The following is a 12,334-nucleotide window of genomic DNA, read 5'->3' on the forward strand; positions in this document are numbered from 1 at the left end:
TCAACTTCCGTCGTGCCTGCACCCTGGCGCGCAAGCCCGGTTCCCGCAGGTCTCGCCGCGGGGAGCGGCGACGCGATACCGTGGCGTTCCTTTTCCCCACATGATCCTCGTGGCCGCCCTGGAGGTTCCGTGGTACAGGCGTACATCCTGATCCAGACGGAGGTCGGCAAGGCGTCGACCGTCGCCGAGACGATCAGCAAGATCCCTGGAGTGATCCAGGCCGAGGACGTGACGGGACCGTACGACGTCATCGTGCGCGCCCAGGCCGACACGGTCGACGACCTCGGTCGCATGGTGGTCGCCAAGGTTCAGCAAGTGGACGGCATCACCCGCACCCTGACCTGTCCGGTCGTGCATCTGTAGCCCCCGTCTACGCTTGGCCGGTGAAGTTCTTCGCTCACCGGCCCTTCGGCCTGCTCGCGCCCGCGCTGCTGATCGCGGTCGCGGGCTGCTCCTCGGCAGACGACAGCGCGACCGTCGCGGTTCCCAGCCCCGACGCGAAGACGGCGAAGGTGTGCCGGGAGCTGCACCGGGTACTGCCGCAAAAGCTCGACGGGCGAAGCCGCAACGACCCCGAACCCCGGTCCGCCTACACGGCGGGCTGGGGAAACCCGGCGATCATACTGCGCTGCGGTGTCGTACGGCCGCCGAAGATGGTCGATCCCAAGGTGGCCAAGGGCGACGACCCGGACGCCATCGCGGGTGGCGTGAACGGCGTCGACTGGCTGATGGAGAAGCAGGGCGACGACACCTGGCGGTTCACCACCGCGGGCCGCGTGGCCTATGCGCAGATCGCCCTGCCCAAGGGGATGTCCCCGCAGGAAGAGGGCACGGCCGTGCTCACGGATCTCGCGACGGCCGTGAAGAAGGCGATCCCCGAGGGGATCGCCTCCATGCGCGGGTGATGCGGACCGCTCAGCGCAGGCCGGTCGAGCGGCGCAGCGCCGCCTGCACCAGGCGGTCGATCAGCTCCGGGTAGCCGACGCCGCTGGCCTGCCACATCTGCGGGTACATCGAGATCGGCGTGAAGCCGGGCAGGGTGTTGATCTCGTTGATCACGAACTCGCCGTCCTCGGTGAGGAAGAAGTCCGCGCGGACCAGGCCTTCGCAGGAGACCGCCTCGAACGCCTCGACCGCGAGCCGCTGCACCTCGGCGGTCTGCTCCCCGGTGAGCGGCGCCGGGACGATGCCGGGCGTGGAGTCGATGTACTTGGCCTCGAAGTCGTAGTACGCGTGCGCGTCCGGCGGCGGGATCTCGGCCGGGACGGAGGCGCGCGGGCCGTCCTCGAACTCCAGGACGCCGCACTCGATCTCCCGGCCCCGCACGGCGGCCTCGATCAGGATCTTCGGGTCGTGGGCCTGCGCGGTGGCGATCGCCTCGTCCAGGCCGGACAGGTCGTCGACCTTGGTGATGCCGATGGACGAGCCCGCGCGCGCGGGCTTCACGAACAGCGGCCAGCCGTGCTCGCCGGCGAAGTCGATGATCTTCTTACGGGCGGTGGACTCGTCCCGCTCCCACTCGCGCGGCCGGATCACCACGTACGGGCCGACCTTGAGCCCGTAGGAGGTGAAGATCCGCTTCATGTACTCCTTGTCCTGGCCGACGGCCGAGGCGAGCACACCGGCGCCCACGTACGGCACCCCGGACAGCTCCAGGAGGCCCTGCAGGGTGCCGTCCTCGCCGTACGGGCCGTGCAGCACCGGGAAGACCACGTCGACCTCGCCGAGCGCCTTCGGCACCGAGCCGGGCTCGGTGTAGACGACCTCGCGGTTGGCGGGGTCGACGGGGAGCACCACGCCGCCCTCGTGCGACTCCGCGAGCTCCTCGACGGCGGGCAGGCGGCGGTCGGCGATGGCCATCCGCTCCGGCTCGTCGGCGGTGAGCACCCAACGGCCCTCCCGCGTGATGCCGATCGGCAGCACGTCGTACTTCGTCCGGTCGATGGCCTTCAGGACGGCGCCGGCGGTGACCATGGAGATCCCGTGTTCGGAGCTGCGTCCGCCGAACACGACGGCCACGCGCGACTTGCGCGACGGTTGCTCAGGGCTCTGGGGGAGGTTCTCGGTGCTCATATCGCGATGAGAGTACCCGTTGGTATCTCCCGAGTCAGCGCCCGCTCGGCCGCCGTGACTCCGTGTCCCCCGGGCGGTCGCTCAGCGTCGCGCGGGAGGCGCTTTCAGCGCCTCTCGGACTTGGCGCTGCGCGACATCAGCTCCTTGACGGCGACCACCGGGGACTTGCCCTCGTGGACGATGGCCACGACCGTCTCGGTGATGGGCATGTCGACGCCGTGCCTGCGGGCCAGATCCAGCACGGACTCGCAGGACTTGACGCCCTCGGCGGTCTGCTTGGTGACCGCGATGGTCTCCTGCAGGGTCATGCCCTTGCCGAGGTTGGTGCCGAAGGTGTGGTTGCGGGACAGCGGCGAGGAGCAGGTCGCCACCAGGTCGCCGAGGCCCGCGAGTCCGGAGAAGGTCAGCGGGTCGGCGCCGAGCACGACGCCGAGCCGCGCGGTCTCGGCGAGGCCCCGGGTGATGAGCGAGCCCTTGGCGTTGTCGCCGAGCCCCATGCCGTCCGCGATGCCGACGGCGAGCCCGATGACGTTCTTCACGGCACCGCCCAGCTCGCAGCCCACCACGTCGGTTTCCGTGTACGGCCGGAAGTACGGCGTGTGGCAGGCGGCCTGGAGGCGCTGGGCGACGGCCTCGTCGGTGCAGGCGACGACGGCGGCGGCGGGCATGCGGGCGGCGATCTCGCGAGCCAGGTTGGGCCCGGTGACGACCGCGATGCGGTCGGAGCCGACCTTGGCGACGTCGTCGATGACCTCGCTCATCCGCATGGTGGAGCCGAGTTCGACGCCCTTCATCAGGGAGACGAGCACGGTGTCCGGGGCGAGCAGCGGGGTCCACTCGGCGAGGTTGGCGCGCAGGGTCTGGGAGGGGACGGACAGGACCGTGAAGTCGGCGTCGGCCGCGGCCTCGGCGGGGTCGGTGGTCGCCCGCATGTTCTCGGGGAGTTCGACGCCCGGCAGGTAGTCGGGGTTGGTGCGGGTCTCGTTGATCGCCTGCGCGACCTCGGCCCGACGCGCCCACAGGGTGACCTGGCAGCCGGCGTCCGCGAGCACCATGCCGAAGGCCGTGCCCCACGAACCGGCGCTGAAGACCGCCGCCTTAACCGCCTTGCTCACTTGCCCTGCCCCTCCGGTTCCTTGCCCTTGGCCTGCGCCGGCTGTGCGGTCTGCGACGTCTGCGCCTGGGTGCGGCGCCGCTGTTCGATCCGCTCGCGGCGCGGGTCGTAGGGCGTCTCGGGCGCCTTCTCGCCGCGGATCTCCTCCAGCTGGCGGGTGATGGCCGCCATGATGACCTCGGTGGCCTCCTTGAGCAGCTCCGGGGTCATCTCCTTGTCGTAGAAGCGCGAGAGGTCCACGGGCGGTCCCGCGAGCACGTGATGGGTCTTGCGCGGGAAGAGGTTCGGCTTCTTGGCGTACGGCGGCAGGAGTTCGTTGGCGCCCCACTGGGCGATCGGGACGACCGGGCACTTGGTCTGCAGGGCGACGCGGGCGGCACCGGTCTTGCCGGTCATGGGCCAGCCGTTCGGGTCGCGGGTGAGGGTGCCCTCGGGGTAGAAGGCGACGCACTCGCCGCGTTCCACGGCGTCGATCGCGGCCCGGAAGGCGCTGAGCGCGTCCGTGGACTCGCGGTAGACGGGGATCTGCCCGGTGCCGCGCATGGCGGCGCCGACGAATCCCTTCTTGAAAAGCCCGCTCTTCGCCAGGAATCGCGGAACCCGTCCGGTGTTGTACTGATAGTGCGCGTACGCGAAGGGGTCCACGTGGGAATTGTGGTTCACCACGGTGATAAATCCGCCGTCGGCCGGAATGTGCTCCATTCCGCGCCAGTCCCGCTTGATCAGAACCACCAGCGGCGGTTTGCAGATCACCGCGGCGAAGCGGTACCAGAAGCCGATTCTGCGGCGGGGCACAAGGACACCTTCCTCTAGGGCTGTCACCTCGGCGGGGGGCCGCACAAGTGTCGCTCCGGGCCGCCGGTCTGTCGAGAACACCGTACGCCCCGCCACCGAAGGCGCCAGATGGCGCGGGGGACAATGATCGTGAACAGAGAGGGACGGTACGCCGGTGCAGTGGACCTTGGTCATCCCCCTGAAGCCCCTGTCGCGGGCCAAGAGCAGGCTCTCCGACACCGCGGGCGACGGGGTGCGCCTCGGGCTGGCGCTGGCCTTCGCGCAGGACACGGTGGCCGCGGCGCTGTCCTGCGCGGCCGTGGCGGATGTGGCGGTCGTCACGGACGACGAACGGGCGGCGCGCGAGCTGGCGGCGCTGGGCGCGCGGATCGTCCCGGACACGCCGGCGAGCGGTCTGAACGCCGCGCTGGCGCACGGGGCGGCCGTCGTACGGGACATACGCCCGCGCACACCGGTCGCGGCCCTGAACGCCGACCTGCCGGCACTGCGCCCGGCGGAACTGGCCGTCGTCCTGGGCGCGGCGGCGGAGTTCTCCCGGGCGTTTCTCGCGGATGCGGCGCAACTGGGCACGACGTTGCTGGCGGCGGGGCCGGACCGGGAATTGCAGCCGGAGTTCGGCGTGGATTCCCGTGCCCGTCATCGCGCGTCCGGAGCGGCGGAAATCCGGCTGGCGGGGGTGGATTCGGTACGGCAGGACGTGGACACCGGGGACGACCTGCGGGCGGCGCTGGCCCTGGGCGTCGGCCCGCATACCGCTGCGGTTTCGGCCGGGTTGCTGATCCCGGGGTCCTGAGCGTCCCGTCAGGGGCGCGGGGCTGTGCCGAAGTGCGGCTCCGCCGCGGGGGTGCGACCGGCCACGACGGACCCGCGGCCCGCAGACGTCCGCAGCCCCGCGGCGAGCCCCGAATCCCAAGACCCCACTAGGCTGCTGCCATGCAGGCCACCGCATACACCTTCGACCCGGAAACCCGCAGCGGACAGGTGCTCCTCGACAACGGCACCCCGGTGCCCTTCGACACCGCCGCGTTCACCGCCGGAGGCCTGTTGCTGCTGCGCCCCGGACAGCGCGTGCGGATCGAGACGGAGGGATCCGGTGACGCCCTGCGCATCACCCTAGTAACCCTCCAAACCCTGTAACTGCTCTTACACACGCCGCGGGCCGGGCTCCCCAGGGGAGTCCGGCCCGGCGCGTGGGTGCCTGGCGTCCTTACGACGTCGCCTTGCGGGCGGTGGCCTTCTTGGCGGTGGTCTTGCGGGCCGTCGACTTCTTGGCCGGGGCCTTCTTCGCGGTGACCTTCTTCGCCGGGGCCTTCTTGGCCGCCGCCTTCTTGGCGGTGGTCTTCTTCGCCGCGGCGGTCTTGGCGGCCGCCGTGGTCTTCTTGGCGGGCGCCTTCTTCGCCGTGGTCTTCTTCGCGGCGGGCGCCTTCTTCGCCGGCGCCGCCTTCTTGGCCGTGGTCTTCTTCGCGGCCGCCTTGGTGGTCTTCTTCGCGGCGGCCTTCCTGACCGTCGCCGCGGCGCCGCCGGTCAGGCTGCCCTTCGGCGCCTTCTTGACCGAGACCTCGCCGCCGCGCGGCAGCTTCTTCGAGCCGCTCACCAGGTCCTTGAAGCCCTGACCGGCGCGGAAGCGCGGCACGGAGGTCTTCTTGACCCGAACCCGCTCGCCCGTCTGGGGGTTGCGGGCGTAGCGGGCGGGGCGGTCCACCTTCTCGAAGGACCCGAAGCCGGTGACCGAGACCCGCTCGCCCGCGACGACCGCGCGGACGATGGCGTCCAGGACATGATCGACAGCGTCGGCGGCCTGCTGGCGGCCACCCACCTTGTCGGCAATCGCTTCTACGAGCTGCGCCTTGTTCACGTCTTCCCCTTCGGAGACATCGCCAGAACGAAAGTGTTCAAGCTTTTTCGCACGTTAGGCAGATATATACCGCAAATCAAACACGAAACGGGCTAATCACCCTTGTGCCGCAACAGACTCGGTGGTCTCGGGCTGTTCAGCCGTCCTCGCCGGGGATCCGACCCTCGTCGAGGTCCGCGTTGAACCGCTCGAGCCGCCTTGCCGCAGCGGCGAGATCGTGCTTGGCCGCGGCCGTAATGACCAGCAGCTTCCGGGTCAGCGCCATCCGTACGCCCTCCGGGACTTGCAGTGCGCGCACCCTTGCGTGCGCTTCCTTCAGCTGGTTCGCGACCGCCGTATAGAGCTGGAGTTGGCCGTCGCGTTCCATGCACAGATTGTGCCATCTGGGGCGAGTTGTCGCCTGCTCAGGGGGCAACTGCCGCCTCAAATGGCCTTCCAGACACTTGCGGAGGGCGCGATCCCAGCACTCGCGTACCCAGTCAACGGCCTTCGTAACGTGGCGAGTTGAGCGTCAAGTAAGAAGCTCACGGGGCCGTTCGGGTGCAGACACGGCTGTACCCCCAATCGTGGCGATCGGGGGTACAGAGGGTGTGTTGGGGTGGCCGAAACGCGACCCGGCCGGGGTCCGGATCAGCCCTGGAGCGTCCGCGGCTTGTGCGACGGCCGCTTGGCCTCGTACGCGGCGATGTCGGCCTCGTTCCGGAGCGTGATGGAGATGTCGTCCAGGCCGTTCAGCAGCCGCCAGCGGGAGTTCTCGTCCAGCTCGAAGGAGGCGGTGATGCCCTCCGCGCGAACCTCACGAGCCTCAAGGTCCACAGTGACCTCAGCAGTGGGGTCCTGTTCCGTGAGCTCCCACAGCGCGTCCACGATCTTCTGGTCCAGAACGACCGTGAGCAGGCCGTTCTTCAGCGAGTTGCCCCGGAAGATGTCCGCGAAGCGGGAGGAGATCACGGCCTTGAAGCCGTAGTTCTGCAGCGCCCAGACGGCGTGCTCACGGGAGGAGCCGGTGCCGAAGTCGGGGCCGGCGACCAGGACGGTCGCACCCTGCCGCTCGGGGCGGTTGAGGATGAACTCGGGGTCCTTGCGCCAGGCCTCGAACAGCCCGTCCTCGAACCCGTCGCGCGTGACCTTCTTGAGCCAGTGAGCAGGGATGATCTGGTCGGTGTCGACGTTGCTGCGGCGCAGCGGGACGGCCCGGCCGGTGTGGTGGGTGAAGGCTTCCATGATTTTTCAGACTCCAGCGGGCACAGGGGCGTCGGACAGGTCGGCGGGCGAGGCCAGGTGGCCCAGGACGGCGGTCGCGGCCGCGACCTGCGGCGACACCAGGTGCGTACGGCCGCCCTTGCCCTGCCGGCCTTCGAAGTTGCGGTTGGAGGTGGAGGCGGCACGCTCGCCCGGGGCCAGCTGGTCGGGGTTCATGCCGAGGCACATCGAGCAGCCCGCGTGCCGCCATTCGGCGCCGGCCTCCTTGAAGACCACGTCCAGGCCCTCGGAGACGGCCTGCAGTCCCACGCGCGCGGAGCCGGGGACGACCAGCATCCGTACGCCGTCGGCGACTTTGCGGCCCCGCAGCAGGTCCGCGGCGGCGCGCAGGTCCTCGATGCGGCCGTTGGTGCAGGAGCCTACGAAGACGGTGTCCACCTCGATGGACCGCAGCGGCTGGCCGGCCTCCAACCCCATGTACTCCAGGGCCTTTTCGGCGGCGAGGCGCTCCGAAGCGTCTTCGTACGAAGCCGGGTCGGGGACGGACGCCGAAAGCGGGGCGCCCTGGCCGGGGTTGGTGCCCCAGGTGACGAACGGGGACAGCTCGTCGGCGTTGATCACGACCTCGGCGTCGAACTCGGCGTCGTCGTCGGTGCGCAGCGTCTTCCAGTACTCCACCGCGGCGTCCCAGTCGGCGCCCTCGGGGGCGTGCGGGCGGCCCTTGAGGTACGCGAAGGTGGTCTCGTCGGGGGCGATCATGCCCGCGCGGGCGCCGGCCTCGATCGACATGTTGCAGATGGTCATCCGGGCCTCCATCGAGAGCTTCTCGATGGCGGAGCCGCGGTACTCCAGGATGTAGCCCTGGCCGCCGCCGGTACCGATCTTCGCGATGATCGCCAGGATCAGGTCCTTGGCGGTGACGCCCTCGGGCAGCTCGCCCTCGACCGTGATGGCCATGGTCTTGGGGCGGGCCAGCGGCAGCGTCTGGGTGGCCAGCACGTGCTCGACCTGGGAGGTGCCGATGCCGAACGCCAGCGCGCCGAACGCGCCGTGCGTGGAGGTGTGGGAGTCGCCGCAGACCACGGTCGTACCGGGCTGGGTCAGACCCAGCTGCGGGCCCACCACGTGGACGACGCCCTGCTCGACGTCGCCCAGCGGGTGCAGCCGCACCCCGAACTCGGCGCAGTTCTTGCGCAGCGTCTCCAGCTGGACGCGCGAGACCGGGTCCGCGATGGGCTTGTCGATGTCGAGGGTCGGGGTGTTGTGATCCTCGGTGGCGATGGTGAGGTCGAGGCGGCGCACCTGACGCCCGTTCTTGCGCAGCCCGTCGAAGGCCTGCGGGCTGGTCACCTCGTGCAGCAGGTGCAGATCGATGAAGAGGAGGTCGGGCTCGCCCTCGGCGCGCCGGACGACGTGGTCGTCCCAGACCTTCTCCGCGAGTGTCCTACCCATCGCTTTCCCTCCGGCCGGCAAGCGTGCACCGGCCCAACTAGAGATCTTGAGGAGGAGACGCCCGCGCCCCAGGTGTCGTGATTCCGGGCGTCCACCACCGGGCCCGTTGGTCTGCGGGCCGCTGTGTGATTCCAGAGTGGCGCGTTCCCCGGAAAATTGAACTTGCGTTTCACAGAGTGAGACGCGAGTATCGTTGCATGGACAACAGTAGCGGCGTCGGCGTTCTGGACAAGGCGGCCCTCGTCCTGAGCGCTCTGGAGTCCGGTCCGGCCACCCTCGCGGGTCTGGTCGGCGCGACCGGACTGGCACGACCCACGGCTCACCGCCTGGCCGTGGCTTTGGAACACCACCGCATGGTGGCACGCGACATGCAGGGCCGTTTCATTCTCGGTCCGCGTCTCGCGGAACTGGCGGCGGCGGCCGGCGAGGACCGCCTGCTCGCGACGGCGGGCCCCGTGCTCACCCACCTCCGTGATGTCACCGGCGAGAGTGCACAGCTCTACCGACGCCAGGGCGACATGCGGATCTGTGTGGCCGCGGCGGAACGCCTGTCCGGCCTTCGGGACACCGTCCCGGTCGGTTCCACGCTCACGATGAAGGCCGGCTCCTCGGCGCAGATCCTGCTCGCCTGGGAGGAGCCCGAGCGCCTGCACCGCGGTCTGCAGGGTGCCCGCTTCACGGCGACGGCCCTGTCGGGCGTACGGCGGCGCGGCTGGGCCCAGTCCATCGGCGAGCGCGAGCCGGGCGTCGCGTCGGTGTCCGCGCCGGTGCGCGGCCCCTCCAACCGCGTCGTGGCCGCGGTGTCCGTCTCCGGCCCGATCGAGCGCCTGACGCGCCATCCCGGCCGTATGCACGCCCAGGCGGTCATCGACGCCGCCGCCCGCCTCTCGGAGGCCCTGCGCCGCTCGGGCTGAGCCCGCACCCGGGAACTCGGGAAGCACCGAGGAGGGCCCGCCTCAACGCCGCGGCAGACCCTCCTCGCTCCCCCGGTCCCCCCGGTCAGCCGGTCTTCTCGGCCACCGGGCCCTGCTGCGAGCGGTACGCGAACCGGTCCTTGGCGTACCGGCCCCGCTTCTCCAGCGGGATCTGCCCGTGCGCGGCCGCGAGACCGAAGGCCGGCATGTCCCCGTAGATCGCCTCGTACGAGCCCTCCGGCACGACGTACGTCTCGTGCCAGATCCCGACCTGCCCACGCAGCCTCCCGCTGCGCTCCTTGCGGTTGAGCGTGGCCCACGCCCGGTGGTGGAACGCCTCCGGCGCGGTCGCGTAGGCGTACAGCTTCTCCTTGGACTCCCAGTACTGCACGACGTAGTACGTGCGCGGCGAAGCCGTCAGCAGCACATGGCCGCGCAGGCCCCGCGCCGGGTCCTTCCCGAGCTCCCGCAGCATCCGGAGCATCGCGAGCATCACCGGCAGCCACAGACGCACCGCCCAGAATCGGTTGATGCGCATGCCGATCAGCAGGACGACGACCTCGCCCTTCGCGTCGGCGGTCGTACGGGACACCATGAGACTTCCCCTCGTTGGCGAGCGGCGCTATCCAAGTGCCAATGATTGGATAGTGCCGTTATCCAAGAAGGGGCGCAAGACATGCGGCTGGCCGAACTGAGCAGACGCAGCGGTGTGTCCACCGCGACGATCAAGTACTACCTGCGCGAAGGCCTGTTGCCGCCGGGCCGGCAGCTCAACACGACCACGGCCGAGTACGACGAGGAGCACCTGCGCCGGCTGCGGCTGGTGCGGGCGATGATCCAGGTCGGCGGGCTCCCGGTGGCCACGGTGCGGGAGGTGCTGCGCAACGTCGACGACGAGTCCCTGAGCCGCACGATCCGGCTGGGCGCGGCCCTGTGGGCGCTGCCGCAGGTGCCGGAGCCGGACGAGGAGGACGACTTCGTGCGGGCCGCGCACCAGGAGGCGGACGCGCTGCTGGAGACGCTGGGCTGGTCCAACGCCCGGCTGCTGACGACCGTCTCGCCCGCGTACCGCTCCCTGGTGGTCGCGGTGGCCGCGTTCCGCCGGCTCGGCTACGACTGGGGCACCGAACTGCTACTGGAATACGGGAAGTTGATGCACCAGGTGGCGAAACTCGACCTGGACTTCGTGGAGACGCATCCGTCGGAGGCGGAGAAGGTGGAGACGGCGGTGCTCGGCGCCGTGCTGACCGAGCCGATGCTGCAGGCGCTGCGCCGGCTGGCCCAGGAGGAGGAGTCGGGCCGGCGGTACGGCTTCGAGTAGGGCCGGGTACGACGAAGGCCCCCCACCGAGGTGGAGGGCCTTCCCTGTGCGTACCCCCGACCGGATTCGAACCGGCGCTACCGCCTTGAGAGGGCGGCGTGCTAGGCCGCTACACAACGGGGGCGTGGACTCTGCGTTTCCGCAGGCCCGGGCTGGTCTACCTGGACTCGAACCAAGACTAACTGAACCAGAATCAGTCGTGCTGCCAATTACACCATAGACCAATGATGGTTTAGACCAATCAGTACCCCCGACCGGATTCGAACCGGCGCTACCGCCTTGAGAGGGCGGCGTGCTAGGCCGCTACACAACGGGGGCCCTAGCGATCCCGACAAGATCAGGATCAGTACCCCCGACCGGATTCGAACCGGCGCTACTGCCTTGAGAGGGCAGCGTGCTAGGCCGCTACACAACGGGGGCTTTGCAGATAAGCTCTGCGAGCTGGCCTACCTGGACTCGAACCAAGACTAACTGAACCAGAATCAGTCGTGCTGCCAATTACACCATAGGCCACTGGAACTCAAGCCCCTGCGGGGTCTCGTTCTAGCGTGCTCCGTGGGGCTCCGGCCTTCCGGCCCGCTCCCCTCGGCGCAGGAAGAACATTACCTGAAGGTGGACGGGGCTCCAAAACGGGTATCCGCGCGGACGAGCGCGGGGAGTTCGGCGAGGGTCGAGATCCGACGCCAGACGACCTCCCCGACGGCCTGTACGGCGCCCGTCTCGCGATCGATCCACACGGACAGCAGCCCGGCCTCGGCGGCGCCCCGCCCGTCGATCTCCGGGTGGTCACCGACGTACGCCACCTCGTGCGCAGGCAGCCCCAGCGCCTCGCAGGCCGCCAGGAAGGCGCCGGCCTCCGGCTTGGACACGCCCAGCTCGGCGGCGCACAGCACGACCTCGAAGCGGTCGAGGAGGCCGAGGGTGCGCAGCTTGTGCTCCTGGACCGTGATGCTGGAGTTCGACAGCACCGCGTGCCGGTGGCTGGCGGAGAGTGCCTCCAGAGCGGGCAGGACGTCCGGGAAGAGGGTCCAGGCGGCCTCGTAGTGCCCGATGTACCGCTGGAACCACGCGTCGCACTCGGCATTGGTCAGCTCCGCGCCCAGAAACACCCGCACGCGGTCGCGCCGCTGCCCCTCGAAGCTGACCTCCCCCGCCGAGAACCGCGCCCACTGCCGGTCGGTGATCTCCCGCCACCGGCCGAGCGCCTCCTCGGGGCTGCCGTACCCCGCGAGCAGCCCCTCCGCCGCCAGATGCGCCCGCATCCCCGCACGGTCGGCGGAGGTGTAGTCGAAAAGGGTGTCGTCGACGTCCCAGACCACGGCTCTGATCGTCATGCCACCGACGGTACTGCCGGGACGCGGCCCGCGTCCGGGCAAGTGCGATCACAGTGCGTGACAGAGGTCACACGACGGGTGCGCGGGTCCGGCGGAGCGTCACATGGACGCGGGGCCGTGATCCCGGAGGGTGCCGCCGAAGACACGCTGCTGGACGGAGGTGAAGAGCTGGTCGAGCGTGGCGAGGTGAGCCGACTGGACCTCGCGCTGGATGCGCACACGGCGCGGCAGAGCGGCGAACCGCTCCTGCGCTTCGCAGGGGCGGAACAGACA

15 protein-coding genes and 5 tRNA genes are annotated in these 12,334 nt (G+C 70.0%); 6 read left to right on the forward strand and 14 right to left on the reverse strand.

What is annotated here, in order from left to right; all coding sequences use genetic code 11:
- The first annotated feature begins 129 nt into the window (after positions 1-129).
- Together ACIBJF_RS18995 and ACIBJF_RS19000 are read left to right on the forward strand one after the other, a co-directional pair.
- A complete protein-coding gene (locus ACIBJF_RS18995; RefSeq protein WP_003997603.1) occupies positions 130-363 on the forward strand; it encodes an Lrp/AsnC family transcriptional regulator in 234 nt (77 codons plus the stop codon).
- Between the two features lie 20 nt (positions 364-383).
- On the forward strand, positions 384-905 hold the full coding sequence (locus ACIBJF_RS19000) for a DUF3515 domain-containing protein (protein WP_399174954.1): 522 nt from the start codon (positions 384-386) through the stop codon (positions 903-905).
- Between the two features lie 10 nt (positions 906-915).
- Here ACIBJF_RS19000 and ACIBJF_RS19005 read toward each other — a convergent pair whose 3' ends face one another.
- From ACIBJF_RS19005 to ACIBJF_RS19015, 3 genes are all read right to left on the reverse strand, one after another.
- Complete coding sequence (locus tag ACIBJF_RS19005; RefSeq protein WP_399174956.1) at positions 916-2,073, reverse strand: D-alanine--D-alanine ligase family protein; 1,158 nt, start codon at positions 2,071-2,073, stop codon at positions 916-918.
- Between the two features lie 104 nt (positions 2,074-2,177).
- A complete protein-coding gene (locus ACIBJF_RS19010; protein WP_351807216.1) occupies positions 2,178-3,188 on the reverse strand; it encodes an NAD(P)H-dependent glycerol-3-phosphate dehydrogenase in 1,011 nt (336 codons plus the stop codon).
- Positions 3,185-3,982, reverse strand: a complete 798-nt coding sequence (locus tag ACIBJF_RS19015) for a lysophospholipid acyltransferase family protein (RefSeq protein WP_399174959.1) — start codon at positions 3,980-3,982, stop codon at positions 3,185-3,187. Before ACIBJF_RS19015 ends, ACIBJF_RS19010 begins: the two co-directional genes overlap by 4 nt.
- Positions 3,983-4,136: 154 nt before the next feature.
- On the opposite strand from ACIBJF_RS19015, the gene cofC reads away from it, so the two are divergent.
- Both cofC and ACIBJF_RS19025 read left to right on the forward strand, forming a co-directional pair.
- Positions 4,137-4,775 carry a 2-phospho-L-lactate guanylyltransferase gene (cofC, locus tag ACIBJF_RS19020; protein WP_399174961.1) on the forward strand — a complete coding sequence of 213 codons (639 nt, stop codon included), beginning with the start codon at positions 4,137-4,139 and terminating at the stop codon, positions 4,773-4,775.
- 140 nt (positions 4,776-4,915) lie between these two features.
- Entirely contained in the window at positions 4,916-5,119 is a 204-nt protein-coding gene (locus ACIBJF_RS19025; RefSeq protein WP_399174963.1) for a hypothetical protein, read from the forward strand.
- Positions 5,120-5,189: 70 nt separating this feature from the next.
- Here the strand turns inward: ACIBJF_RS19025 and ACIBJF_RS19030 are convergent, their stop codons facing one another.
- The 4 genes from ACIBJF_RS19030 to leuC form a co-directional block, all read right to left on the reverse strand.
- Positions 5,190-5,837 carry an HU family DNA-binding protein gene (locus ACIBJF_RS19030; RefSeq protein WP_399174964.1) on the reverse strand — a complete coding sequence of 216 codons (648 nt, stop codon included), beginning with the start codon at positions 5,835-5,837 and terminating at the stop codon, positions 5,190-5,192.
- A gap of 136 nt (positions 5,838-5,973) precedes the next feature.
- A complete protein-coding gene (locus tag ACIBJF_RS19035; protein ID WP_399174965.1) occupies positions 5,974-6,204 on the reverse strand; it encodes a hypothetical protein in 231 nt (76 codons plus the stop codon).
- Positions 6,205-6,467: 263 nt separating this feature from the next.
- The gene (gene leuD, locus ACIBJF_RS19040; protein WP_399174967.1) at positions 6,468-7,061 is read right to left on the reverse strand and encodes a 3-isopropylmalate dehydratase small subunit; all 594 of its coding nucleotides are present in this window, start codon (positions 7,059-7,061) and stop codon (positions 6,468-6,470) included.
- 6 nt (positions 7,062-7,067) lie between these two features.
- The gene (gene leuC, locus ACIBJF_RS19045; protein ID WP_399174968.1) at positions 7,068-8,492 is read right to left on the reverse strand and encodes a 3-isopropylmalate dehydratase large subunit; all 1,425 of its coding nucleotides are present in this window, start codon (positions 8,490-8,492) and stop codon (positions 7,068-7,070) included.
- A gap of 197 nt (positions 8,493-8,689) precedes the next feature.
- Between leuC and ndgR the strand changes: the two genes are divergently transcribed.
- The gene (gene ndgR, locus ACIBJF_RS19050) at positions 8,690-9,406 is read left to right on the forward strand and encodes an IclR family transcriptional regulator NdgR (protein ID WP_023546516.1); all 717 of its coding nucleotides are present in this window, start codon (positions 8,690-8,692) and stop codon (positions 9,404-9,406) included.
- An 85-nt stretch (positions 9,407-9,491) separates the two neighbouring features.
- Here the strand turns inward: ndgR and ACIBJF_RS19055 are convergent, their stop codons facing one another.
- Positions 9,492-10,001: a DUF4188 domain-containing protein gene (locus tag ACIBJF_RS19055; RefSeq protein ID WP_399174970.1), complete on the reverse strand. Its 510-nt coding sequence runs from the start codon at positions 9,999-10,001 to the stop codon at positions 9,492-9,494.
- 81 nt (positions 10,002-10,082) lie between these two features.
- Between ACIBJF_RS19055 and ACIBJF_RS19060 the strand changes: the two genes are divergently transcribed.
- Positions 10,083-10,727, forward strand: coding sequence for a MerR family transcriptional regulator (locus ACIBJF_RS19060; RefSeq protein ID WP_399174971.1), 645 nt, complete (start codon positions 10,083-10,085; stop codon positions 10,725-10,727).
- A 51-nt stretch (positions 10,728-10,778) separates the two neighbouring features.
- Here ACIBJF_RS19060 and ACIBJF_RS19065 read toward each other — a convergent pair.
- The 6 genes from ACIBJF_RS19065 to ACIBJF_RS19090 all read right to left on the reverse strand — a co-directional run bounded on the left by ACIBJF_RS19065 (position 10,779) and on the right by ACIBJF_RS19090 (position 12,061).
- Positions 10,779-10,851, reverse strand: a tRNA-Glu gene (locus ACIBJF_RS19065).
- Between the two features lie 28 nt (positions 10,852-10,879).
- A tRNA-Gln gene (locus ACIBJF_RS19070) sits at positions 10,880-10,951 on the reverse strand.
- A gap of 21 nt (positions 10,952-10,972) precedes the next feature.
- A tRNA-Glu gene (locus ACIBJF_RS19075) sits at positions 10,973-11,045 on the reverse strand.
- A 29-nt stretch (positions 11,046-11,074) separates the two neighbouring features.
- A tRNA-Glu gene (locus ACIBJF_RS19080) sits at positions 11,075-11,147 on the reverse strand.
- Between the two features lie 21 nt (positions 11,148-11,168).
- Positions 11,169-11,240, reverse strand: a tRNA-Gln gene (locus tag ACIBJF_RS19085).
- An 89-nt stretch (positions 11,241-11,329) separates the two neighbouring features.
- A complete protein-coding gene (locus ACIBJF_RS19090) occupies positions 11,330-12,061 on the reverse strand; it encodes an HAD family hydrolase (protein WP_399174973.1) in 732 nt (243 codons plus the stop codon).
- Positions 12,062-12,334: the final 273 nt, after the last annotated feature.

The organism is Streptomyces sp. NPDC050743, from assembly GCF_044456925.1.
GTDB lineage: Bacteria > Actinomycetota > Actinomycetes > Streptomycetales > Streptomycetaceae > Streptomyces.

What these genes read in the sequence shown, in the direction of transcription:
- ACIBJF_RS19060 (WP_399174971.1), top strand. Translation starts at nt 10,083, where the DNA reads ATGCGGCTGGCCGAACTGAGCAGACGCAGCGGTGTGTCCACCGCGACG.
- ACIBJF_RS19055 (WP_399174970.1), bottom strand. Translation starts at nt 10,001, where the DNA reads ATGGTGTCCCGTACGACCGCCGACGCGAAGGGCGAGGTCGTCGTCCTG.
- ACIBJF_RS19025 (WP_399174963.1), top strand. Translation starts at nt 4,916, where the DNA reads ATGCAGGCCACCGCATACACCTTCGACCCGGAAACCCGCAGCGGACAG.
- leuD (WP_399174967.1), bottom strand. Translation starts at nt 7,061, where the DNA reads ATGGAAGCCTTCACCCACCACACCGGCCGGGCCGTCCCGCTGCGCCGC.
- ACIBJF_RS19090 (WP_399174973.1), bottom strand. Translation starts at nt 12,061, where the DNA reads ATGACGATCAGAGCCGTGGTCTGGGACGTCGACGACACCCTTTTCGAC.
- ACIBJF_RS19035 (WP_399174965.1), bottom strand. Translation starts at nt 6,204, where the DNA reads ATGGAACGCGACGGCCAACTCCAGCTCTATACGGCGGTCGCGAACCAG.
- ACIBJF_RS19005 (WP_399174956.1), bottom strand. Translation starts at nt 2,073, where the DNA reads ATGAGCACCGAGAACCTCCCCCAGAGCCCTGAGCAACCGTCGCGCAAG.
- leuC (WP_399174968.1), bottom strand. Translation starts at nt 8,492, where the DNA reads ATGGGTAGGACACTCGCGGAGAAGGTCTGGGACGACCACGTCGTCCGG.
- ndgR (WP_023546516.1), top strand. Translation starts at nt 8,690, where the DNA reads ATGGACAACAGTAGCGGCGTCGGCGTTCTGGACAAGGCGGCCCTCGTC.